23 protein-coding genes are annotated in these 24,925 nt (G+C 41.5%); 13 read left to right on the top strand and 10 right to left on the bottom strand.

Annotation, left to right across the window (positions count from 1 at the left end):
- Positions 1-232 precede the first annotated feature (232 nt).
- Entirely contained in the window at positions 233-463 is a 231-nt protein-coding gene (locus tag DLD82_RS04155; protein WP_109939851.1) for a hypothetical protein, read from the bottom strand.
- A 238-nt stretch (positions 464-701) separates the two neighbouring features.
- Here DLD82_RS04155 and DLD82_RS04150 point away from each other — a divergent pair, with 238 nt between their 5' ends.
- The 6 genes from DLD82_RS04150 (at position 702) to DLD82_RS04125 (ending at position 7,212) form a co-directional block, all read left to right on the top strand.
- On the top strand, positions 702-1,022 hold the full coding sequence (locus DLD82_RS04150; protein WP_109939850.1) for a hypothetical protein: 321 nt from the start codon (positions 702-704) through the stop codon (positions 1,020-1,022).
- Between the two features lie 236 nt (positions 1,023-1,258).
- On the top strand, positions 1,259-3,298 hold the full coding sequence (locus tag DLD82_RS04145) for a HAMP domain-containing methyl-accepting chemotaxis protein (protein WP_109939849.1): 2,040 nt from the start codon (positions 1,259-1,261) through the stop codon (positions 3,296-3,298).
- Between the two features lie 187 nt (positions 3,299-3,485).
- Entirely contained in the window at positions 3,486-5,411 is a 1,926-nt protein-coding gene (locus DLD82_RS04140) for a PhnD/SsuA/transferrin family substrate-binding protein (RefSeq protein WP_109939848.1), read from the top strand.
- Positions 5,404-5,952, top strand: coding sequence for a SiaB family protein kinase (locus DLD82_RS04135; RefSeq protein ID WP_109939847.1), 549 nt, complete (start codon positions 5,404-5,406; stop codon positions 5,950-5,952). Before DLD82_RS04140 ends, DLD82_RS04135 begins: the two co-directional genes overlap by 8 nt.
- Positions 5,945-6,328 carry a DUF1987 domain-containing protein gene (locus tag DLD82_RS04130; RefSeq protein WP_109939846.1) on the top strand — a complete coding sequence of 128 codons (384 nt, stop codon included), beginning with the start codon at positions 5,945-5,947 and terminating at the stop codon, positions 6,326-6,328. Before DLD82_RS04135 ends, DLD82_RS04130 begins: the two co-directional genes overlap by 8 nt.
- Positions 6,325-7,212 carry a sensor histidine kinase gene (locus DLD82_RS04125; RefSeq protein WP_109939845.1) on the top strand — a complete coding sequence of 296 codons (888 nt, stop codon included), beginning with the start codon at positions 6,325-6,327 and terminating at the stop codon, positions 7,210-7,212. The genes DLD82_RS04130 and DLD82_RS04125 overlap by 4 nt, the downstream gene beginning before the upstream one ends.
- A gap of 18 nt (positions 7,213-7,230) precedes the next feature.
- On the opposite strand, the gene DLD82_RS04120 is transcribed toward DLD82_RS04125, so the two are convergent.
- Positions 7,231-8,181 (bottom strand): hypothetical protein, encoded by a 951-nt coding sequence (locus DLD82_RS04120; RefSeq protein ID WP_181391244.1) that lies wholly within the window; start codon positions 8,179-8,181, stop codon positions 7,231-7,233.
- A gap of 246 nt (positions 8,182-8,427) precedes the next feature.
- On the opposite strand from DLD82_RS04120, the gene DLD82_RS04115 reads away from it, so the two are divergent.
- Complete coding sequence (locus DLD82_RS04115) at positions 8,428-8,721, top strand: hypothetical protein (protein WP_109939843.1); 294 nt, start codon at positions 8,428-8,430, stop codon at positions 8,719-8,721.
- A 25-nt stretch (positions 8,722-8,746) separates the two neighbouring features.
- Here the strand turns inward: DLD82_RS04115 and DLD82_RS04110 are convergent, their stop codons facing one another.
- Entirely contained in the window at positions 8,747-9,418 is a 672-nt protein-coding gene (locus DLD82_RS04110; RefSeq protein WP_109939842.1) for an alpha/beta fold hydrolase, read from the bottom strand.
- A gap of 426 nt (positions 9,419-9,844) precedes the next feature.
- Between DLD82_RS04110 and DLD82_RS04105 the strand changes: the two genes are divergently transcribed.
- From DLD82_RS04105 to DLD82_RS04090, 4 genes are all read left to right on the top strand, one after another.
- Positions 9,845-10,366 carry a hypothetical protein gene (locus DLD82_RS04105; protein ID WP_109939841.1) on the top strand — a complete coding sequence of 174 codons (522 nt, stop codon included), beginning with the start codon at positions 9,845-9,847 and terminating at the stop codon, positions 10,364-10,366.
- Positions 10,367-10,513: 147 nt separating this feature from the next.
- Positions 10,514-11,446 carry a cation diffusion facilitator family transporter gene (locus tag DLD82_RS04100; protein WP_219968299.1) on the top strand — a complete coding sequence of 311 codons (933 nt, stop codon included), beginning with the start codon at positions 10,514-10,516 and terminating at the stop codon, positions 11,444-11,446.
- A gap of 15 nt (positions 11,447-11,461) precedes the next feature.
- The gene (locus DLD82_RS04095; RefSeq protein ID WP_109939839.1) at positions 11,462-12,082 is read left to right on the top strand and encodes a LysE family translocator; all 621 of its coding nucleotides are present in this window, start codon (positions 11,462-11,464) and stop codon (positions 12,080-12,082) included.
- A gap of 128 nt (positions 12,083-12,210) precedes the next feature.
- Complete coding sequence (locus tag DLD82_RS04090) at positions 12,211-14,505, top strand: S9 family peptidase (protein ID WP_181391243.1); 2,295 nt, start codon at positions 12,211-12,213, stop codon at positions 14,503-14,505.
- 11 nt (positions 14,506-14,516) lie between these two features.
- Here the strand turns inward: DLD82_RS04090 and DLD82_RS04085 are convergent, their stop codons facing one another.
- The 4 genes from DLD82_RS04085 to DLD82_RS04070 form a co-directional block, all read right to left on the bottom strand.
- Positions 14,517-15,740: a hypothetical protein gene (locus DLD82_RS04085; RefSeq protein WP_109939837.1), complete on the bottom strand. Its 1,224-nt coding sequence runs from the start codon at positions 15,738-15,740 to the stop codon at positions 14,517-14,519.
- A gap of 280 nt (positions 15,741-16,020) precedes the next feature.
- Complete coding sequence (locus DLD82_RS04080) at positions 16,021-16,836, bottom strand: nitroreductase family protein (protein ID WP_245920360.1); 816 nt, start codon at positions 16,834-16,836, stop codon at positions 16,021-16,023.
- 94 nt (positions 16,837-16,930) lie between these two features.
- Entirely contained in the window at positions 16,931-19,135 is a 2,205-nt protein-coding gene (locus tag DLD82_RS04075; RefSeq protein ID WP_146199691.1) for a hybrid sensor histidine kinase/response regulator, read from the bottom strand.
- A gap of 227 nt (positions 19,136-19,362) precedes the next feature.
- Positions 19,363-19,911: a hypothetical protein gene (locus DLD82_RS04070; protein ID WP_146199690.1), complete on the bottom strand. Its 549-nt coding sequence runs from the start codon at positions 19,909-19,911 to the stop codon at positions 19,363-19,365.
- A 214-nt stretch (positions 19,912-20,125) separates the two neighbouring features.
- Here DLD82_RS04070 and DLD82_RS04065 point away from each other — a divergent pair, with 214 nt between their 5' ends.
- Complete coding sequence (locus tag DLD82_RS04065) at positions 20,126-20,335, top strand: histone family protein (protein WP_109939834.1); 210 nt, start codon at positions 20,126-20,128, stop codon at positions 20,333-20,335.
- A 121-nt stretch (positions 20,336-20,456) separates the two neighbouring features.
- Here the strand turns inward: DLD82_RS04065 and DLD82_RS04060 are convergent, their stop codons facing one another.
- Entirely contained in the window at positions 20,457-20,828 is a 372-nt protein-coding gene (locus DLD82_RS04060; protein WP_109939833.1) for a winged helix-turn-helix transcriptional regulator, read from the bottom strand.
- 158 nt (positions 20,829-20,986) lie between these two features.
- Here DLD82_RS04060 and DLD82_RS04055 point away from each other — a divergent pair, with 158 nt between their 5' ends.
- Positions 20,987-21,559 (top strand): flavodoxin family protein, encoded by a 573-nt coding sequence (locus DLD82_RS04055; RefSeq protein WP_109939832.1) that lies wholly within the window; start codon positions 20,987-20,989, stop codon positions 21,557-21,559.
- 75 nt (positions 21,560-21,634) lie between these two features.
- On the opposite strand, the gene DLD82_RS04050 is transcribed toward DLD82_RS04055, so the two are convergent.
- On the bottom strand, positions 21,635-24,151 hold the full coding sequence (locus DLD82_RS04050; protein WP_181391242.1) for a response regulator: 2,517 nt from the start codon (positions 24,149-24,151) through the stop codon (positions 21,635-21,637).
- Between the two features lie 164 nt (positions 24,152-24,315).
- Positions 24,316-24,693: a sensor histidine kinase gene (locus DLD82_RS18440; protein ID WP_181391241.1), complete on the bottom strand. Its 378-nt coding sequence runs from the start codon at positions 24,691-24,693 to the stop codon at positions 24,316-24,318.
- Positions 24,694-24,925 lie beyond the last annotated feature (232 nt).

Genomic DNA, 24,925 nt, shown 5'->3' with positions numbered 1-24,925 from the left:
TTGCTTACAGGCATTTACTGTATCAGACAATCTGATATTATGGCGTACTGATTGTACCTTTTAATGGTATGAGTATTTGATGAGATCTAAAAAAAGAATCCATGTTATTAGAATATGCTTTATTTCGGATCAGGTTCAGGAATCTGCCTTTGTGAAAAAAACTTCCTGAAGATACCCGGATATCACTTCAGGTTGGTTCAAAAAAGGGATAATGAAAAAAGAAATTATCTCATCACTTTATATACTGCTCAATTGACTGCTTCACTGTATCCGGAACACCCAGGTTTCCTAGAATTGGCATCAGCAGTTGTGCAGCAACTTTTTTCCCATCCGGACTACTGAGAAACTGAGAAAGCATTGCCATTCCTTCCGGAGATGAGATATATTTCATAATCTGTTCTTTACCTTCCGGAGATGAAAGCATGCCGCCGAGGGCACCGCCGATACCATCAAGTAATCCCATGTTTGTTACCTCAAATCATTACTGCACATAAGACATGAAAATGGTATCGTTCACGAAGGCCCATTACATTCCCATCAGGTTAATAATTATAAGACACAGGAAAATTCAAATGAACTGGAGATTATTTTGGGATTATAATCCTGATTTAAACCTTCATATTACAGACCTTTAAGAATGAATTGTATTTTACCTACCACAATAAATTGATATATATAACATTGGACCTTATCAAAGCTGTATGGAACTAACACTGACTGCTGTTCTGATGTTTATTCTTGCTCTGATTGTCTCTGCTGTTATTATCTATTTAATAACGAAATTTTTTGGAGAGACTGAGGACATAAAAACAGCAATTATTGCTGCCCTTGTTGGAACGATTATTTACACAATAATCTATGCAATTATCGGTCAGGGACTGATTGCTGCATTCATTGCAGGAATAGTATGGCTCATTGCATTGCAAAAACTCTATTCCATCGGTTGGATGAAATCTTTACTTATTGCAGTTGTCATCTGGATTGTAACTTCAGTTGTCGGCCTGGTACTTCCGGTCATATAAACAGAGTTAAAATCCCGTTTCAGATTTGTGAAATCCATCTATTATTTTTTACTATACTCTATGACTAAAGGTCATACAGCATACTCATTTTCAGTAATATTGGTACGGTAAAAGAATACAAAAAAATTCATGTAAATCTTAAAATCGTTAATTTTTTAGCCAGGACATAAAAAGTCACCTAACTTTTTATACATGAACGATGAAGAGAACATTATCAATACACCTGAGAGATAATCATGATTCAGTTAGATGACTTAACCATGGGTAAAAAATTACTAATTTTAGTAATTGTTGGGATCCTTGCCATCTCTATAGTCGGATTTGTTGGAATATACAGTACTGATAAGATAAATTCACAACTGACCCAGTTATACCAGAATAAATATTCACATTCAGTTTTGGCCATCCAGACCTACAATGAAATGCTCAATTATGCTGTGGAAGGCTATAAATTCAGTCTTGAATCAGACATGAAGAAAAAAGAACAGATGCTGAATGAAAATATGCTGCCAAAAATCGACATATACAATGAAAAAATAGCGGCATATGAATCCATTCCAATGAACGAAGAAGAAAAACAGGTTATTGATAAATTAAAACAATACTCATTAGAATATTTTGATATCGTCGGAAGAGTAAATACTCTGACTCTTGAAGGAAAAACAAAAGAGGCATCTGAATTAAGAGATGCAAAAGCCGGCGCAAAACGGCTTGAAACTATGGGAGAGATACAGAAACTGGTTGAACTGAATAACCAGAGTGCCTACCAGTATTATGTTGATTCCAATGTGATGTATGTAAATATCCTTCTTGCTACCATTATTATCACCATCGTTTGTGCAATTATTCTTCTTTTTATTTCCTGGTTTATCATACGAAACCTGAACAGGAGGTTCAATCTTCTGCTCAAAGGAATGGATGAAGTCGGAAGAGGAAATCTTACATACCGGATTGGCCTTACCGGAAATGATGAAATCACTCAGATAGGATCTTCATTTGACCAGATGACTAAAAACCTGGAAAAACAGAATGATGAAATCAATCTGAACCTGGAAAAATCTAAACGTGCAAATACTGCTATCATGAAAACCGCCGGTGATGTAAAAAACGGCAATCTTAATGCAAAAATTACTACTGATGAATATGATGGAGAATTTTTAGTAACCGTTCAGAGTGTGAATGACCTGGTTGAGGCTTTTGTTCATCCCTTAAAAGAAGCAATGAATATCGTAAATGAGTTTGCAAAAGGAAATTTTGCCGTCAGGTATGATACCCATGCTTCCGTGATGGGCGATTTTGAAAAATTCAAAAAATCCCTTGACAACAGTGGAAAATGCGTCTCTGATGCTATCGGAGAAGTTAAAAATGAGATTGAAATTCTCAACGGATCCATGGAAGAGACCAGCGCCAGTATAGAAGAGGTTGCAAGTACCGGAAACATGATTGCCCAGAGTTCATCATCGGTAAGTGTCCTTGCAGAACGAAGTGGGAGTGGCATTAAACAGACATTGACAGCCATGGAAGATCTTTCCAGTACGGTCAGTTCTGTTGCATCAAAAGCTGAACAATCTTCAGGTATGGCTAAACAGACGGTTGAGTTATCTGAAAAAGGTGTCAGGCTAGCCGGGAAAGCAGAAGAGGGAATGCAGGGAATCATCAAATCAATAGATGAAACCGGAGTGATAATTACTGATATTGCCGGCCAGATGGAAGAGATTGGTAAAATTGTAGATGTTATTACCGGCATTGCAGAACAGACAGGCCTTCTTGCCCTGAATGCTGCAATCGAAGCAGCAAGAGCTGGAGATGCAGGGCTTGGGTTTGCTGTTGTTGCCGATGAAGTCAAGTCTCTTGCACTTGAATCACAAAAATCCGCGGAGAATATCGCAACGATCATTGGCAATCTCCAGAAAAAGTCTCAAAAAGTAACTGAATCAATGAAAGTATCAGAAACGGAAGTAAAGAGCGGAAATGAAGCTGTTTCTGAAACACTTGATGTATTCAATGAAATTGTACAGGCAATTAATACAGTCTATAATAATCTTACCGAAGTTGCCGGAGCTGCACAGGAACAGGCTGCTGCCGTTGAAGAGATAACCGCAAGTGTTCATGAAGTTGGAAATCTTGTTCAGGATACCGCTAAAGAGGCGGTCGATTCTGCAGCTGCGACCGAAGAGGTAACCGCTACCATCGATCAGATTAGTAAGGCAATTACCGAGGCTGCCGGAGCAGTTCAGCGGATTGCAACTGGAATGGAGCAGTTCTCGATATCATAATCCTCCGTTTAAATCCGGAGTTAAAAAGACTTCACTCCTTTTTTAGGGGATATCTCTCAAATGATTTGAACGGAAAAAAGGAAACATTATAATAAATCTGTTACCTTCACTTATTCACACACATGATTCTTTTTCCGGTTTTAAAAGAACGATACGATGTAAAATGAGATAACAGAAGGAAGGATTAATGTCATTACAACACTCCGGGTATCAATACTGTATCATTGTCATTCTTCTTAGTCTGCTCGCTACAGGAAGTATTGCAGATTTTCAGGAGAAAGAAGAACAGCCACCTATCCTTATCGGGGTGCTTGCAAACCGGGGAGATGAAATTGCCCTTCAGGAATGGGGACCGACTGCAGAGTACTTAGAGAAAAACCTGGCCCCTCTCCACTTTAGCATTGTCCCATTTAACTTTAATGAGATTACGAATGCATCAAAAATTGGAGAAATCTCATTTGTAGCAACGAACCCCTCAGTATATTCATATCTTGAATATCATGGTCTGGCCCAGAGAATAGTAAACCTGCAGGTACCTGGTAAAACCAAACCTGAAACCTATTTTGGCGGGGTTATTTTTACAAGGTCTGACCGTGATGACATCATAAGACTTGAAGATCTGAAAGGACAGCGTTTTGTTGCTGTTGACCAGGATTCTCTCGGTGGATGGCAGGCGGCCTGGAAAGAATTAAAAACGGCAGGAATTGATCCGCTTACAGATTTTTCTTCGCTCCGGTTTACCGGTAATCAGGATGATTCAGTACTTGCTGTCCTTAACAATGATGCGGATGCCGGAACTGTCCGGAGTTCACAGATAGAGCGGATGGCAGGTGAAGGAAAGATAAATTCCAGCCAGATTAAAGTCCTCAATGACATGCATGATACCTATCCCGGATTCCCCTACCTCCTTTCAACCAGTCTGTACCCGGAATGGCCGTTTGCTGCTGGTACCGGAACTGACCCTAACCTGAGTAAAAAGGTTGCAACAGTCCTCCTTGAGATGGATAAAGACGATCCTGCTGCCATTGCATTACATGGATCAGGATGGGCCATTGCCCAGGATCACACAGCGGTCCATGAATTACTTAAAACCCTCAATCTGCCTCCATATGATCAGACAACAAAACCAACCATACAGGAAATATTAAAGCATTATTGGCAGACTATCCTGGGTATTATTATCGGAGTCACCGTTCTGTCTCTTCTGCTCATCTATACCTGGAAAACGAAAAAAGACCTTGTTCATGCACTGGTTCAGGTACGAGAGAGTGAAAAAGCTCTTCTGACATCAAAAAACGAACTTGAAAACGTGAACCGCCGGTTATCTGAAACTCAGGAAAGACTGGTAGATTCAATCCAGTATGGAAAGCTTATTCAGCAGTCAATTCTGCCTGCAAAAGCTGAACTTGACACACATCTTTCAGATTATCTCATCTTATCACTGCCACTGGACATCGTTGGCGGGGATTTTTATTTTTTCAAAGAAGTACACGACGGTTATTACATCGCAGTTATTGACTGCACCGGTCATGGGGTTCCGGGAGCATTCATGACGATGATGGTAAATGCCCTCCTCTCAAGAGTAATTGAAACGCATCCGGATGAGACACCAGCTTTCATTCTGAATAAACTTCACATCCTTGTCCAGGAAACCCTCAAAAGCCAGTCTGAAAGCAGTCACCTGCAAAACGGACTGGATATTGCTCTTTGCAAAGTATACCCAGACAATAACCGGCTTATCTTTTCCGGAGCCGGGCTACCTCTTTTTGTGATGAATGATGGAGAGGTGAAAGAAATAGATGGAGAGCATGTCCATCTGGGCTTTTCGTCTAATAAAAGAGCGTTTGCCCTATCCAACCAGGAGATTACAATCAATCCAGGAAGCCGGTTTTACCTGGTAACCGATGGAGTATTTGACCTCCCGGGAGGGGAAAAGGGATTTGGTCTTGGGAGAAAAGGTTTTAAAAACCTTCTCCGGGTGATTGATATACCACTCTCGGGTCAGAAAGAACAACTATATTCAAATCTGATTGAATACCAGAATAACTGGATACAAAAAGATGACCTCCTGATATTCGGATTCATGGTAAGAGGGGATGAGGGACATGTGTGATTTGTTACAATTAAAAGAAATATTCAACCGGAAAGGCGTTCTCATCAGTTTCAATGGTTCACTTACCAACAGTATCATTGAAGAGATAGGAAATGCAATCAGGCAGTACCTTGTAGATAATAAGCATGGAAAAGGAACTATCTCTGATGTTTTTGCAGTATATATCGAACAGACACAAAATGTCAGGAATTATCTGAAAATATCCGGGTTAGAAGAAAAATACTGGTCAACGATTCTGGTCATCAGCAATAAAGACGGTAATTACCAGGTCTCATCAGGAAACAGTATACGAAAACAGGATGTCCCAACTCTTCTTGCACGGCTGGAACAGATAAATAATCTTGATCAGGCAGGTTTGAAAAAGCTCTACAAGGAACAATTAAGAAAAGAACGAAATCCCGTATCTCTTGGAGCCGGACTCGGACTTATCGAAATTGCACGGCATGCAAAAGAAAAACTGGACTATCAGTTTGATGAAATTGATGAGAATTGTGACTTTTTCAGTTTGATTGTTACAATCCAGGGGGAACCTGATGCTTGATATTCCGGCAACAAAAACCTCACCCCGGATTTTCTTTTCAGAGGAATCTAAAAAACTGAAAATTTCCGGAGAATCATACCCGGAGAACACATTTGCGTTCTTTGAACCGGTATTTACCTGGCTTAACACTGAATTACCAAATTATGACCAGGTCACCATCGAAGTCAATATCAGGTATATGAATTCAAGCAGTACTAAATGTCTGCTGGATATCATGGACATGCTTGCAGAAGCTGCAGAAAAGGGATCCAATATCTCTGCTATCTGGTATTATGATCCTGAAAATGAACGATCACATGAAATCGCCCTGGAATTCGGAGAAGACGTGAGCATACCCTTTATCATTAAACCGGAAGATCAGTCAGGGCAATCATGACAAAAGAAGATCCACTTTTTCATCCGGAGATGATTCCCCAGAGAATAGAGGAACTGAAGGGGGGTAACTCCCCTTTAGCCAGGGAATTGGAAGAGGCACTAGGCGCCTATCTGAAACTGCAGGAGCGATTTGACAGAGTTATGGGAATTGCAGACCGGTACCAGGCAGACCTGATTCATTCAAACGAGGAACTGAAAAAATCCCGTGATGAGATCAAAAAAGCCCATGATGCCATAACTCAGGTTAATAATAAGTTAAAGATCCTGTCAAGCATAACAAGGCATGATATCCTAAACCGTGTGATGATAACATCCTTTTACAGTGAAAATGTTCGTGACAGCATAACCGATGAGGAACTCAAGAGGCAGCTTGAAGCGGTGATGAAATCTAGTGAAGAAATCAAAAATATCATTCAGTTCACCGGACTATATCAGGATCTTGGAGTGGAAGCTCCGGCATGGCAAAATATTGAGGCTATCATACAATCTCCTATAATAAAAAGCCTTCTTTCAGGATTCACGCTTACTTCAGAACTTGGACGGCTTGAAATCTATGCCGACCGGATGCTTGAGAAAGTGATATATAACCTGGTTGAAAATTCCATCCGGCATGGAATGAATCTCACAAAAATCCGGTTTTCATCCTGGACTGAGGGAGAAACCCTTCTCGTGACCTATGAGGATGATGGCGGGGGAGTTGCAGGTAATGAAAAAGAGAAAATATTTGAGAAAGGATTTGGAAAAAACACCGGTCTTGGACTCTTTCTTATCAGGGAAATTTTATCAATAACCGGGATTACCATCGTGGAAAAAGGAGAACCGGGAGTTGGAGTCAGATTTGAAATGACCATTCCGGAAGGAAAATACCGGGGATTTACGGCATAATACTTAAAAAATAATTGTTTAGTATTCCGGACAGTCAGAATATACTTTTTTTACAACATTCCAGAGTTTATTATGATCAAATGATCCATCAGCTGCATACAAATTACCAAACTTATCATAGATAATATCTGACCTGCCTGACTCCTGCAGGGTATAAAATTCAAATAAAAAAGCCAGATATTCATTCTCCACCGTACAATCCACTTCTCCTCCTTTGGCTGAACGCTGAAGAGCATGTGTTAGTTCATGGGCGATTGTTCCCGCAACTTCTTCCCAGCTTGCTTCATTCCAATAATCAGGTGAAATATATACTCTACCCGGATCATCAGACCCGGAGTATCTGAACTGACCCGTTCCGGGGATTTCATCAGAGAATTCAATGGTTATCCCCTCTTCCGGAACCTGTGATGAAAGAATGCGAAGAGCTTTATTATCTGAATTTGCCAGAATATCATATGCCTTCATTAAATCAGGATCAACCAGTTCTTCGATAGAATTCCCCTGCTGCTCCGGTTCAACCTCCTGACCGACGATCTCGAAACTGGCACTTCGGGCGATCTGGTTATCCAGGTACAGGTTTACCGTATATGTCCCTTCCGATAACGGGCCATCATCTCCACTGGTAAGATACCGGTATGTAATACCCTCTGATCCTTCGTACCAGGCCTCTTCTGATGATGCTATCTCTTCTCCATCCAAAAGCCATTCCCTTCGCCAGGTTTCTCCGTCAGTCATTTCAAAATAAGGAATTATCAGAAATATTTCTAAAATTCCTTCTTCAAATACATCATTCTCCCCAATAGGTGCACATTCTTCTGTTGCCCCTTCGGCAAACATGATCCGGCCAAATGAACCTGTTGAGACAAAACCTTCTGGAATAAGAAAGCCTTCATCAGACTCCTCTCCTCCATCGGTAATGGTTCCGGAACATATTCCCATCATCACAGCGAAGAGGCATAAAAAAACCACCAGGAAAATCCTCCAGAAGTGAAAACTCATAATATTTTTCATTATAGTGATACAATACACAGTATTCTTTTCATTGTTGGTATCAGAATATAAACATATTTTCCAGAGAATACCAATAATTGTAACTCCAAATGGTCCTTCAGTCATAGTCTTTTTGTCTTAATGATTGAGTATCCAAACGATTTTTAATTTTTTTGTAAAATTCTCTAGAATAGTTTTTTCACGTAAGAGGTTTTTTGTATATCAATGAATATTTACACCACATCCTTTCATCCGACAAACCCGTCAGAACCTGTCCCATGGTTCGAGATAATCGAAAATGAGATCTATACTACGCTTTATCATCCTACCAATCCCCAGGAACCGGAGCCTTGGTTTGAGATCCGCGATGGCAATATTTACCCTGCTTCAGGTCATCCGGATAATCCGGATCAGAGCGTTGCATGGTTTGAGATTAATAAAAATACCATATATCCGACAGAAAACCATCCTACTCATCCGGAAGATGACCTCCCCTGGTTTGAGATTAGAGAGATTTAACCAGGACTAAACCGGATCATAAAACCTATTCTTTCTTAAGGACTATCTTTTCTGTTTCCAGTAAGATTGATGCCAGCTTTTCAGGCATTGATGCCATGGGGACATGCGATGAATATAACGTGAAAATTGTCCATTCACGAGTAGATTCTTGGATTTTTTTTAGAACAACCTCAGTTACCGGAGAAAATGAACTGCTGGTGCAAACGATATACACTTTCGGAAAAGAAGAAAGGACAGCCATATCATAGGTAAGTCTTTCAATATATGGGGGTTCAGGTTCTAATCCCTGGAATGATGAAGGGTCACACCCGCCTCTACGAATGATGTCATATAATGACTGACCAGGATCAGGAAATGCTGCATCCACATATACCAGTTGATGAATTCTCTCAGGCATCCGGGCTGCAACACCGCTGATTACCATTCCGCCATAACTATGAGCGACCAGACGTACTGCATTGAGGTCATGCCTCATAATCAAATCACATATCTGATTGATATGATCCGTAAGATTGTGCGATTTTTCATCGCCTAATGTCGGAGCAAAACTCACATTTTCAGAGGGGAGGTACTGCATAACCGGATCCCATACCCTTCCTCCCATTAATCCATCAGGAGTAGAGATATGAGAATTGGCCAGTTCATTCCATGTCTTTACAGACATATTTCCACCATGAACAAAAACAAAACATCCCATATTCAAACCTCTTCTGTTTGCTATTGCACCTGCCAAAGGATATCATTTTTCACGGTTTTTTTCAAAGTTTTGGACTGAAAGTTTTTTACAATTAACGGGAGATGGATAAATTTACGTCATAATCTCCCGAACGGTGTATGTGGAGAGAGGGTTTTGCTCTATCGAATAATTACCATCACCAAAGTTCTATTCGCATGATTCAGGTTATCCTGACGAATCATCATAAAACCGGATTGTTAAGGGAAACTCTTCAGTTTCAGGCACATCAGGTGATCATACCATGCTGCTTGTCCAATAACAGTTCACGAAATTTCCGATATTTATAATGGCCGAAATATATATCAAGACGCTATAATAGATTCAACGTTTATCACTCACTATTTGACTGGGAATACAACTATATAGACGAAAAACAGAGCAAAGGGTATGAAGTGGGTATTCTTTCTCCTAATCATCAGTCTCATACTGCTTTTTTCCGGAGCAGAGGCTCAGGAAGACCTGACAACATTTCGTGCAGATGATCGGACAACTTTTAACTTTCCATCAGACTGGAAATGGCAGGAGATAAAAATGAACTATAACTGGATGAAGGCATATCTGTTCGGAGATCCAAACACCGCCGGCCTGTATGCTATCGTAATGATAGTTGATAATCCGGTCATGCAGATTCCAGATAGCGACATACTGAACGAATTACAAGAAACACTGATGAAAGATTACCCGGATTTCATACAAACCGGCACAACAGAATATGGATCTGACACAAGACGCCCGTATTTTTCAATATCATACTGGGATAATCAGCAAACGAGAGAAAAACTGAATTTAATCCTTGCTGGTTCAAAAAAGACCATCGTGTATCTCTGGTTTGCATATCCAAATGAAGATATAATGACCCTGTATCAAGAAGAGATGAACCAGTTCTTCTCTTCATTAGAGATATTATAATACCTTTTTTTGCTACAATCCAATTCTCTGAAACATTACAGATATCCCTCCATATATTCTTCTCCCGGATATGAGAACAGAGTTTTTTCTATTCTTATTACCCACATGTATTAGCAAAAGGCACTACTCATGAGTAAAGAAAAAAACATGGTATCAGACGCTCATTCTGCAATCATTAAAGAGCAGGTAATATTCAAAAGTCTGGTGATTGATACCATTTTCTGGTTCCCTTCATTAATTCTTGCAATTCTTTCCGGATCTGTAACTCTGTATACCGATGTTATAAAAAAAGGAAATGAAATCCTTTCAACCTTCTTCTCCTGGTACGCCCTTAAAAAAATGGTAGGAGGAGGAGAAAATGCCTATGATTACGGTATGGGTAAATTTGAAAATATAACAGGCATTATAACCGGGGTCGTTATGTTTCTCTCACTTATCCTGGTCTTTGCCCTTACTGTTTTTAAACTCTTAAACCCCAGTCTGCTTCATGAAGAATCCACGATTCTTGCAATGATTGTGATGTTTATTGGGGTTTGTGTCAGCACCGTCCTCTGGAGAGAGAAAGTCCATATCGCTAAAATGGGATATTCTCCGGTAATGGAAGCACAGATCACCCTCTTTAAAACAAAGGCCGGGACTGATCTTGTTGTTCTTATTGCCCTGATACTTGCAATGCTCCTTGAACATAATTCCTGGGCAGAATACATCGACCCGCTTGCATCATTTATTGTAATCGGTTCATTTCTGTTTTCAGGATACCGGACCATCTCCACCTCTCTTCCTGATCTTCTGGATAAAACCATTGAGGAGGAATTACAACTGGTTGTAGTCCGTTCACTCGCAGATTTCTTCGATGAATATGAAGCATTTCATGGTGTCAGATCCCGAAAGTCAGGTAACTATATCTATATTGAATTATTCCTGGAATTTGATGGCGAAAAGAGATGTAAAGAGATTCAGGATAGTATCTACCGGATAAAGGAATCACTAGAGAAAGAAATTCCACACAGTTCGGTAATCATCATGCCCTGCACCGGAAAATTCGGATGTATCAGGGAACCCTGTCCAGAGCAACCATGAAAGCAATAAAATGTAATGATTGAACCAGGTACTCTGATATCCGGTATCGTTGCAGGTTTTATCATCGCCGCATTGCCCGGACCCATCTGCTTATTATGCCTGAACCGGACGCTGTCCGAAGGAAAGAAGATGGGATTGGTCCTGGGTCTTGGAGTGACAACCGCAGACACGATATATGCAGGACTTGCTGCATTCGGACTTGCTACCATCACTCATATCCTTCTTTTAAATTCAGAATTACTACAGATAATCGGTGGAACATTCCTCTTTCTTCTGGGGATCCGGATAATTACTTCCAGACCGCAAGCCATGGAAACACTTCCAACAAAGAAAGGATATCTCGCTGCATACAGTTCCATGTTTTTCCTGACTATCTCAAATCCCCTCACAATTTTCCTGTTTACAGGTCTGGTTGCAGCACTTGGCATCGGAGATGAGGGTCATTCATTATATGGCCCGACATTGCTGGTAACTGGGATATGTTTTGGATCTCTTCTCTGGTGGTCCCTGCTCAGTAGTAGTGCCGGATTATTTCAAAAAACTATTTCTTCAGGAGGTATTACAAAAATTAATCGGATAACAGGCTGCATACTCTGTATATTCGGAGTCATTGCAGTACTGCGGGCTTTTGTCTGATACAATGTAATGCATGACTATCTGGAGTAATCCCGGGACATAACCGGCACACCAGGATGATTTCTCATAAATACGGTATCCTGGCATGGTATAGTCACTTATTTACCTTAATCAATCCCTCATTTTTTATGAAGTTTAAAACATTACACATATCATTACTCTTTCTTCTCATTCTCACCCTTTTTATCTCTCCGGTACTGGCAAAAGATACCAATAATCCGGTCCTGCAACATGAAATCGCAATGGCTGAGTTCTTTTATCCGGATAACGCTGTCTCTCACATTTATCATGCCGATATTAACCCCCAGTGGATAGGGCCGGGTGCGTTCTGGTATGAAGATACCGCACGGGACAAGAGCTCATTTTATTATATTAATGTCTCTCAAGGAGTGAAAAAACGCCTTTTTGACACGGATAAATTCATCAGGGCCTTAGAGAAAGCAACCGGGAGTTCCATAAAAACCGCCCGCCTTCCGGTCAGGGATATGACCCTCTCCCCGGATGAAAAAACCCTGACCTTTACAGCATATGACAACCAGTGGTCCTGTGACCTCTCTACCTACACAATCACGAAAATCACCCTGCCACCGGAGATTGAAGCAGGTATTCCATCACCGGATAACTCCGCAGTAGCATACGTTAACGGATCAAATCTCTGGATGTATGAAACAAAAACCGGGAAACGATCTCCCCTTACAATCGATGGAACGGATGACTATTTCTATGGGAAACGATCAGATACGGTGAGATATCCGGCTTCTGAAGCACGACTTAATGAATGCCCCACCCCATACCTGGTCTGGTCGATGGATTCTGAAAAAATCGCCACATATAAGATTGACCAGCGGAATGTAAGCCCGCTCTGGCTCATTCAGAATGCTCCAGAAACCGGGAAAAGACCGATACTCTATAGTTACCGGTTTGCATACCCTGGAGATGCGGTTGTACCGATGTATGAACCGGTGACCATCAATGTGGATGAAAAACGGGTTGTTCCCATGAAATTCAGGGCACAGCCGGAAGTCAGCATGATGGACACCGATGAAGATGTACTCCAGTGGTGGGACAGCACTGGTAACACTACCTATTCACTCTTTATTGAACGGGGAGAAAAAACACTCCGATTACTTGCAGGAGATTCAAATACCGGAGAAATCCGGGAGATATTAAGTGAAAACGCTCAAACCTACATCGAATCAAATCTCCAGTATGCGGACAAACCAAACATTGTTACTCTAAAAAACGGAGACATCGTCTGGTTTTCTGAACGAAGCGGATGGGGTCACCTGTACCTCTACGATGCAAAAGGTAACCTGAAAAAACAATTAACCAATGGTAACTGGGTAGTCCGGAAGATAATAGCCGTCGATGAGAAGAACGGTCACATTTACTTTACTGCCAGTGGAAAAGAAGGGGGAAATCCCTATTACCAGTACCTTTACCGGGTCCAGACCGACGGCAATGACCTGAAGCTTCTGACACCTGGCCAGGCCGAACATAATATCTCAATCTCTCCGGATTTCTCTTGTTTCATTGATGCATACTCCAGAACCGACCTTCCAACGGTCACTGTCCTCAGATCAATGGACGGAACTCTGCTTATGCAGCTTGCAACCGCAGATGATTCTGATCTTCAGAAAAAAGGATTTATATCACCGGAACGGGTAACGGTTAAAGCAAGAGACGGTACCACTGACCTATATGGACTAGTATTCAAACCAACCAATTTTGATGAAACCAAAAAGTATCCGGTAATTGATGTAGTGTATCCAGGCCCCTATACCATTGTAACCGCCACTCACTACCCGGCAGACCTCTCATGGAACTCAAAAATCTTCTGGACCTGCCAGATGCTTTCTGAACTTGGATATGTGGTTGTTACCATGGACGGACTTGGTACAGCATACCGGTCAAAAGAATTCCATAATTACAGTTATGGACATCTTAGCGACTGCGGCCTTCCGGACCATATTGCCGGTCTGAAAGAACTTGCCAAAAAGTATCAGTTCATGGATCTGAGCAGAGTCGGTATGTATGGAAAATCAGCCGGAGGGTTCATGACAGCACAGGCAATGCTCACATATCCGGACTTTTATAAGGTTGGAGTTGCTGCATCAGGAGACCATGACTGCAGATTATATGGATCATTCTGGGGAGAAAAATATGAAGGATATCCGGTTACCGAAGCATATTCAGAACAGGTAACTGCATTAAAGGCAGAAAACCTTGCAGGCAAACTCATGCTCCTGACCGGAGACATGGATGATAATGTTCACCCGTCAATGACCCTGCAGCTCGCAGATGCACTCCAAAAAGCAGGAAAGCAGTTTGAGATGTTTGTTTTTACGAATAAAAACCATGATTTAAATTACGATCCATACTATCTGAAAAAAATGATGGGATATTTCGTTGAAAATCTCTGATTTTATCTTTTTCATTCAGGGGTGAGAACTCCTCCTTCCTGTAAGTTGTAAGTCTTTCCTTCAAGTGGGCTGTTTTCCTGAAGAGTTGGATCATACACCACCGTATATCCATTACCTATGATATTAGTGACTTCTTCTCCGGATATACTACCAGGAATTACCAGACTGGTAAGATTTGAATCTCCAGTCACATTCCAGGTGCTCGAGCTATCAATAATAAGGCCCGCATGATGTACTTCTCCGGAAAGGTTGGAACCATTTTGAATGGTTGCAATGACGGTGCTTATTTCATCAGCGATGATTGATCCCGACAAATCCAGATTATCTGCCGTCATGGCCACATGCCCACCATTGGATCCTTCTGTTCCCCATCGGGAGGTGGCAGCAGCATTGACAAGTTCACCTGAATCAGCAGTAATCACGACATCATTTAAAGAAATTATTGCATCTGTATTGGTGACAAAGAATACCGGACCTTCGGGCACTGTCAGAGACCCGCCTTCCATGGTGAATGTTCCGGTTCCAATGTCAGCATCACCGGAGAAACTCTGGTAGATCATTACTCCTCCGGTTTTTGCCACACCGCCGGTAAGTGTCGTATTCGAGAGGGTAATGGTATTTACTCCTTCTATTACCGCTGCTTCAGTTCCGGTTGAGGTGATTACAGCATCGGTAACAGAAATTTGTCCGGTTGAATATATCCCAGGGGAATCTATCCCTGAAGAGGTAATAGTCCCTCCTGTAACGGTAACATTCCCGGATCCACGGTCTGTTGCAATAGGTGCACTGTTGCGTCCGGTTGTATTAATGTCCACATTTTGAAGGATGAGAGAACCACCAAGGGTAGCCATAACCCCGTGTCCTCCCCCGCCGGACGCAGTAATTGTCATATCAGAAAGAGTAACAACAGTTCCTTCTCCAGTAGGAATTACGCCATTGGCTCCGGATCCGGTTGTAGTAATACTCCCTCCAGTGATAGAAACAGTACTTCCATTATTTACTAGTACGGCTCCGTTCAACCCATAAAAACTGCTGGCATCATTAGAAGAGGTATTTCCATTGGTGATAATTGTCGGGTTTTTAAGGGTGAGACTTCCCCCATTGGTTACGAAAATGGCAGACATATCAGTCATATCGGAGGTAAACTCATCATTTTCGGATGATACTACTTCCCCATCCACAGTGTAAACTCCTGCAAGGGTATACGATGATTGTTGTTCATTTTCCGGGTTCATACCTCCGGGTGGTTATCCCATGGGAGGTTCGGGCTGTGCAATGCACAAACCAGTAAAAAGTATCATGACTGCCAGAAGTGCAATCGTGAGATGTTTGAATTTAAGTGCCATAGAATAATCATTCCGGGAAATTTTTGTTCGTTTGAGTATACATGATAATACCCAGGAAATTCTGGGATATATCATGCACTTCAAAAAACAATCTATTTACACGAATATAAATAATATTCAAAAAAGTAGTTGGATATCAGTTATATGGATTGATGCATTATAAGCAATTTTAATGCCAGATAACCTGTAATTTTTTCCTTTCCGGAATATGATAAGGCTTATACTTTGGATACCCGAACATGAGGGCATAAAGGGGAATCCGACCGGATGGAAGGTTATAGAGTTCCATCAGAGGAGCATATGACCCGGATGCTGCAGCAACAAAACCGGCCCAGCACATTCCCACTCCAAAAGCAGGAGCAGCGAGATCTGCATGGGTCAGAGCAATAATCCCGTCAGTGTATGCCATCTGATTCTTCTCCTCGATGTGCGGAATAAGCAGATGAGGGGCTCCACGGCAGATAACATCTATCCCGGCTTCCCATCCGGAAATTAAACCAGGTACAAACGGACTCAAGGGGTGATCGGTATTAACAAGAGTCCGCATCCATTCAATGGTAAGTTCTGCAATTCGGTGTACTTCTTCCGGTTTATGAATTACCAGCCATTCAACCGGCTGACCATTACATCCTGAAGCTGCATACCGGCAGATGTCAAGAATAGCAAGAATCGTCTCACGTGAAACCGGATCATTCTTAAACTGGCGAATAGAACGTCTGCTTTTCATGTATGTATCAAGCAGAGCTGGAGTTATGCCTGAGCCATCCCAGGCTTTCTGCACCACATGACCGGAACCCTTGTCCACAACAATTGCTCCGGTCTTACAAAATGCTTCACACTGGCCGCATGCAATACAGGATGATTCCATTCCAGGGATAATTCCTGGAAGCGTATCTTTATCTGCCGGGGTAATAATTCCCATAGGACATATTGTGCTGCAAATACCACACCGGGTACAACTATCAGATTCCACGGATACAGTCATGATTTTTCTCAAATATTCATTACACGTATTCTTAAATATATTCCATCTAACGACAAAAGAAAAGTGAATATGAAATTTGGAGAAAATTTTCCGCTTATAAAATTCTATAGTTTCCTTTCGAAAAGAGAAGTTCAAACCTTGCTCCTTTTCCAGGCTCTCCGGTTTCAGTTATTACAGCTTCGGTAAGTGACAATATTTCTCTGGCAAGAAAAAGCCCCAGTCCGGTGTTCTTGCCATATCCCCGTTCAAAAATCAGATTTTTCTCTTCTTCAGGAATACCGACACCATTATCCTCCCATGTGACAAGAAAACCATCCTGCTGCTCTCTTCCGGAAACCACTAATTCAGTTACGTTCTTTCCGTGCCGTGTAGAATTATCAAGAAGATTAAAAAAGACTTTTTCAATCATCTGGTCAGCAAACACCGCGACATCAGGGAGATGTATCGACATAATTATCTCATCAGGCACCTGTGATACCGGAAGAATTGACTGTAAATTTATCCACACCGGCTCTTCGGTCCCTAAATTCTGATATGTGCGGGTAAACTCAATCTGGGACTGGATACTTGCCGTAGCAGACTTCATCATCCGGACATATTCCATGAGTTCAGGAGTCTCAAATTCCATACTCACAACTGCAAGATATCCTTTAATAACCGCAATCTTATTCAGAATGTCATGCCTGGTTACACTTGCAAGCATGGAAAGTTTCTGATTTGCCTGCTTGAGAGCATCGCGGGTTTTAACCTGTTCGGTGATATCTTCATCAACCCCCCAGTACCCACTAAACTCTCCCTTCTCATTATAGACCGGAGAGCCACAGGTACTGAGAAGGACAATTGAACCATCTTTATGTCGGTTCAGATTTTCAAAATTTTTAAAATTCTCACGTTCCCTGAATATCGTCAATGAAAGTTCTGCAACAGTATCCCGGATAGATGGGTCGAATGTATCAAGAAAATGCATTTTTCCAACGATTTCATCCGGATGATATCCAAGAATATCAAATACTGCCGGATTTGAATACCGGTATATCCCCTCGGTATCGATCTCCCAAATCCATGAACCGGCATTCCTTGTCACGGCATCAAATCGTTGTTCACTTCTCCTGAGTTCTTCATCTGCCTGTTTTATCGAGCTGATATCGGTGATGATTCCTTCAATGGCAACCGGTTTACCGGCTTCATCCCTAACCAGGACTTTTCTTTGATTTAACCAGTGATTTTTCCCATCTTTGTCGATAATCTGGTATTCAAAAATGATCGGACTGTGCCCCTCAAATAATTCACGCTTTTTTTCATCCAGCACCTCTTTCCAGGAAGGATGAATAATCCGGTCAAACAATACCGGATCCTGGTAAAAATCCTCTGGCAGATACCCTGTAAGAACAGATGATGCCGGATTTACAAATAAAAATCGTCCCTCGGTAATACTATACCGGTAAATCATATCCGGTGCATTTCTTGCAAACCGGCGATATTGTTCATCCCGCTCCTGTATTGTTTTTTCTGCTTCTTTCAGAGGTGATATGTCAATGCCTATTCCGGTAAAATATTTTTTATCCCCAATTTCAACTCTCACAGCGGTTAAAAAATGAGGGATCTTCCTCCCGTCTTTGGTGGAGATATTTGCCTGTGCACTACCGGAACCCTCACGAAAAGTCTGTTCCACTGCCTTTTTTATCTGTTCTTTATCTGCAGGATCTTCAAACCAGTCAAGAAAATGTTTCCCCTGAAGTTCTTCAGTGGTAAACCCGGTAAGAGACTCATTGTTTTTATTCCACCGGATGAGGTGGCCATCTTCATCATAGATATACAAAAGACCAGGTACACTGGTAAAGATGGCATCATTGAAAATTCTCTGTTCGCTTAAGTCTTTTTCTGCCTGCCTTCTCCGGACAACCTGACGAATTTTATGCATCAGTTCGGCAAACTGTGCTTTTGGGTTGCCCCCTTTCTGAAGATAAAAATCGGCTCCGTTATTGATTGCTTCGATGACAACCTCTTCCCTGCCCCTGCCGGTGAACAGGATAAACGGCATATCACGTGATAATGTCCGGACAGATTTTAAAAATGCAATACCATCCATTTCAGGCATCATATAGTCAGAAATAATGGCATCATAGGATAGGATCTTATCAGATTGTAAAGCAGTGACAGCAGAGTTCACGATATCTACATGAAATTCCCCTGATCTCTCAAGGAAAATTTTAGAAATATCCAGAAGATCCTCTTCATCATCCACATAGAGGACCGAAATCAACTCCAGGGCTCCATCTTCTTGCGTCACTTCTGACATGATCCTGTTTCCTGAATGAAAACCAAAAATTCCAGATATCCTGATCATCTCAGGCATCCCTGAAAACCTTAAACTCTTCCAGTTGTCTCTTTATTACACATGACAGGGATCTGATAAAAAACTTTACCACCAGGATTGTTTGATGACAAAAAAGAAATATTGAAAATTATCCAGGATAACCTTTTTTTGCGGTTTTCCGGAAATTCTCTTTGGTTATCTTAAACGCATTATGTTATTGGAAACTGACTGGGAATCCAGTTTACCCGTTCAATCACAGGGGGCATTCCATACATCTTTGCGTCCGGGTAGAAAGGTGCAAGTTTTTTCCAGGCATCAGATGCAGCATCATACCATTCCTCAAGGTCGTCATCGGTTATTAGACCCATATCCACTGGGGAATATTTTGTTCTTTCGGTTTCATAATCCTCGTATTGTTCAACCAGAGTCAGTGTGTAGGAAAGAAAAGTGGTGATATCCTCTGCCTGGGTATAATTCCCCTCACTGACATTCATCCGAATGAGCGAATAATAAGAACTTGCAAGTTTGTCATGAAATGCAGTATTCATTCTTCCGACAGGCAGGGTTTCACCATTGCAAAAGAGAGAGATGGTGCTATTTGCCATCCTGAAAAATTCTTCATCGTCAAATGGAGGATAAGAAGCGGGTGGACCAAGTGGTAACTGAACATCAGGCATCGTTGTCATTGAAGCCATAGACTGCGTAGTGAACAGAAAAATTAACACACAAAGTGTGAGGAGTATATTTTTTCGTCCCATAAATAATCATAAGACAGGCAATCCTATAGTGTTGTTGGTGGAGGGAAGACCACAATACATGAACCGAACAATAACGCCCAAAGTCCCGGGAGAGTACAGACACTTCACTTCCTCTCAAAAACCAGGTCTTTCATCCCTTCCGAAGGTGCCGGATCTCCCTTTCGATGCAATTTTTTTTATATGAGTGGTACTATAATTTATTCCAGGTAATACTATGGCAGACTTACCGATTGCAGCAGTTGTAAGAGTTGCAAAGAACAGTGGTGCTGAGCGTGTTGGAAGCGACGCCTCAGAGATCCTTGTAGCAAAGACTGAAGATTATCTTGGAAAACTGGTTAAGGAAGCAGTCAAACTTGCCGCTCATGCGGGAAGGAAAACTCTCAAGGAAGAAGACATTGAGATGGCTGCTGAAAAAATAGCCTGATTTTCCATTATTAAAAAAGGAACTTTCCTTTATATTCTCTTTTTGAAAGACTGCATCCCGGAAAATCCGACCGGTATAATGATGCATCGGATTGAGAGATCATGATTATTCAGAGATTTTTTCAATTCGAAGAAGGGCAGGTCTCTCGCGTCCTTATTCTTTCCTGATTCATCTTCAGGTATACCTTTCCCCATTCACAAAGGTCATCCAGGATAGGAATTACGGTCTTTCCAAACTCTGTCAAGGAATATTCAACTCGTGGAGGCACCTCTGCGAATATTGTCCGACTGACAACCAGGTCAGCTTCAAGTTCACGGAGCTGACGGGTCAGCATACCCTGCGTGATATTTGGAAGGATTGCCCGGATTTCAGTAAACCGAAGAGGTCTATCCCTGATATGCCAGAGTATCACGGGTTTCCATTTTCCTCCGATGATATCAATAGCAGCCTCAACAGGGCACCCGTATTCTCTTTTTCCTGAACATTCTCCCATTAGTATTATTTATGAGATTATGTTTTAAAAAAGATACTGCACATGATTTATTATCAAGGCACTCAGTTTAGATACAGCACCTGAATTCAATTGTATAGTTCAGGACTGTTATATCAGTAAACTTTCGAATTACTTAGTACATCAGGAGGACATGATTGATGAAAGTTGTCGCATTTAATGGAAGTCCAAGAAAGGAAGGAAACACCAGCATATTACTTACTTCGGTATGTGATGAGTTACAAAAGGAAGGAATCGAAACAGAAATCATACAAGTTGGCGGTAAAAAAGTTCATGGCTGTACTGCCTGTATGAAATGTTTTGAAAACCGGGATAACCGTTGTACTATCGATAACGATTTTGTGAATGAATGTATCAGTAAAATGATAGATGCCGATGGAATCATCATCGGGACCCCGACCTATTTCGCAGATGTCTCCACCGAGGTAAAGGCGCTGATTGACCGTGCAGGATTTGTCGCAATGGCAAATGGGGGATTATTTACCAGAAAAGCAGGAGCTGCAGTCGTTGCGGTCAGACGGGCAGGTGCGATTCATGCATATGACACCATCAATCATCTTTTCGGGATTAGCGGGATGTTTACCGTAGGATCAAATTACTGGAACATCGGAATGGGCCTTCATCCTGGAGAAGCGAAAAATGACACAGAAGGTCTTGAGATTATGAAAAACCTTGCTCAGAACATGGCATGGCTGCTTAAGAAAATGTCATGATACTATCAGAAAACCGGAAGACACAAATTTTGGAAAATTGCCATCTTTCCAAGATTTTCTTTTTATGATGATTTCTTAGGGATTGAGATTCTTTTTGTCAGGACACACACAGGGTTTAAACTCAGTCCCAACTGCTACATATCCGGTTATATCACCATCATCATTCCGAAGTGCCCTGGTATTCCAGGTAATTATATGGTCACTCTGATCTTTTGCCCGGATCCGGGTGGTGAAATTGGTCAGGAAGAGATTTTCTGAGATAATCCTGACAAGCTCCCCGGTAATTTTTTTCCGGTACTCCGGGTCCGGATAGAGGGCACTCCATATCCACCTGGAACCAATTACTTCAGAGGCAGCATAGCCACTAATTTCTTCAGCAGCCGTATTCCAGATGAGCACATTCGTATCAACATCAAGTACCATCACAAAAACCAGTGCATTTTGAATGATACTCTCAAGGTACCTGGATACCGACAACAATTCTTCCCTGGCACGCTTCTGCTCTGAAATATCCTCCAGTATCTCTACAGCACCGATAATTTCCCCATTTTTATCACGGATGGGAGATGCAGTAAAATACAGCCACCGCCCTTCCGCCCCCAGATTTGGAAAATAATCACTGGCTTCAAACGCACCAGGAATCAGTTTTGAAGGTGAAACCTTATCGTTGTACCAGGTACTGAATTCTTTTGTTGCATTATCCACCAGGAGATCGGCAAGACAGGGGCGTTCCTCCGGGTAAAATGCGCGCCATTGCTGATTAGAACCGACCATTTCTTCTGCAGGAATGTTACTGTACCGGGAAAGAGCCTGATTCCAAAACATAACCCGGTGGTTTTTATCAATTACAAATTCAGGTACCGGAGATACCTGGATAACTGCATTTAATATTGTCTCTTCATGTTGTAACTTACGATAGGCCTCTTTTTGTTCGGTGATATCCTCGAGTGTTTCAACCGCACCGATTATCTCTCCTTTATTATCCCGAATCGTTGCAGCGGTAAAATAAAGCCATATCCCGGCCTTTCCCATCCGGGGGAAGAAGTCTACTGCCTCAAAAGCTCCTTTGACCAGTTCTGATCGAGCATATTTTCCTTTGTACCATTCATCCACGAGTTCAGGTTTTTCATCAATGAGAAGGTCTGCAAGACAGGGGCGTTTTTCGGGATAAAATGCACGCCATTGATCTTTTGTACCAATAATTTCGGTATCTGAAATACCACTATATTCAGAAAGAGCAGCATTCCAGTGAATAACCTGGTGATTGTTATCAATTACAAACTGGGGAATGGGAGAACTTTGAATTACCGCCTCAAGTTTTACCTTACTCTCAGCAAGTTCCAGTAGGATCTTCTTCTCTTCTGTGATATCCCTGGCAACAATGGTCACTCCGGCAGGGTTTCCTTCCCCATCCATCCGGATTGACAATTTTGAATTAAAATAACGAATTTCGTCATTAAACTTCATGGAGTAGGTGATCTTCTCAGTTTTTCCGGAAGCGATTACCTGATCAAACGCAGAGCCTAATGATTTGCTTAAGTCGGGTGGTAGGACTTCCTGATAATGATGGCCGATGAAAACTTCGGGTGAGATAAAGTAATCTCCCCGGTTTTCTTTATACGCATCAAGAAAAACACCATTCATATCCAGTGTCAGGACCAGGTCATCCATGGAAGCAAGAGTTGAACGGAGTTTTTCCTCACTCATTCTCATTGCTCGTTCACTTTGAAAGAGTGCATCATACTGAGTTTTTAATTCCTCTTCTGTTGCCAGTATTTCTTCATACGAAGCAGCGAGATCCTGGGTTTTTTGTTCCAATTCTCCAAGTATTTTTTTATGAACAGAAATATCCCGGATAATTGCCAGAAGGAAGAACGTTCCAATCATTTCAATCCGGTTCAGACTTACTTCTGTATCAAAAGTATTACCATCCGGTTTTAAAAATCTCCATTCAAATAATTGTGGAATACCTAAAAGAGCCTCATTAAGCAGATGAACAGATTTCTTCGCGGATAAACTTCCATCAGATTGATATTCAGGAGAGAATTCTACCGGATTGTGCCCGATGAGATCTTCTGAACTGAGAGAAAACAGATCCTCTGTCCGGTGATTACACTCAATCACCCGGTCATGTTCCATCAGAACAATGGCGTCATTCGCACTCTCAAAAAGTGTCCGGTATAATGTTTCACGGTACACAAGAGAAGACTCGGCTTTTCTTCTCCGGACTATCTGTTCAACATTATTTCTCAGTTCTGCAAACTGGGCCTTTGGATCCCCTCCTTTTTGAAGATAAAAATCTGCCCCTTCTTTTAAGGCTTCAATGACTATTTCTTCCCTTCCTCTGCCGGTAAAAATTATAAATGGGATTATTTTGTCGTCTTTTCTGATTACTTTTAAAAATTCTATCCCATCCATGCCGGGCATCTGGTAATCAGAAATAATTGCATCAAATGATCTGGAAGATAAAATTTTAAGAGCGTTTTTTGCAGAAACAGAGGTGGTAACCTGGATATCCCCGGAACGCTCGAGGAATAATTTGCATATCTCAAGAAGGAACGGTTCATCGTCAACATAGATTACTGATATCATCTGTGGTTTCCTCATCAGTCCCTGAAATAATCCGGATTAGTTCAGACAGAAAAGCCTGTAATCATATCCCCGAGTCAGATAGATGAAAGATCCTGTGATTGTCTAGTTGATAATAGAGAAAGGGGATATATGTATTTTACCTTTTGTTCAGAAATCGTCTCTGACTATTCAGGTATGATACCAGATTCCTGGAAACGATACGAATCTTTCGGAATGATAATGATAAATTTAACTCCTTTTCCGAATGTTCCGGTCTCCTGCATGACTAGATTTGTGATGGCGAGAATTTCCCTGGAGAGAAAGAGACCCATTCCGGTATTTTTCCCATACCCTCTCTCAAATATTTTCTCTTTCTCGCTGTCCGGAATCCCGATACCATCGTCACAATATTCAAGGATTAAATCTTCTCCTTTTTCAATAGATTTAAACCGGATATTTTTTACATGCTCGCCATGGCGGAGAGAGTTGTCTATCAGATTCTGACATATTAATGGAAACAGAGGATCTGCATACACCTCAACATGCTCTAGATCACTATGCAAGGTAATTGAAGGATGATGAAATGTAGACCGGATGTCATTGTATTGCCTGACTAAATCATGCCAGACTGGAGACTTTACTCCAATATCCTGATAATTCCGGGTAAATTCTATGTTTCGAGTTATTGCATCAGCAGCATTCTGTTCTTTTTTAATTATCTCGAGAATTTCCGACAGTGTCCAAAAATCAGGTGATTCACTAAGAAATCCTACTTTTTCTATTTAATATAAATAA

The sequence above is a fragment of the Methanospirillum stamsii genome (assembly GCF_003173335.1).
Taxonomy (GTDB): Archaea; Halobacteriota; Methanomicrobia; order Methanomicrobiales; family Methanospirillaceae; genus Methanospirillum; species Methanospirillum stamsii.
Note: the sequence above shows the minus strand (reverse complement) of the source record. Positions and strands in the feature narration are given on the sequence as shown.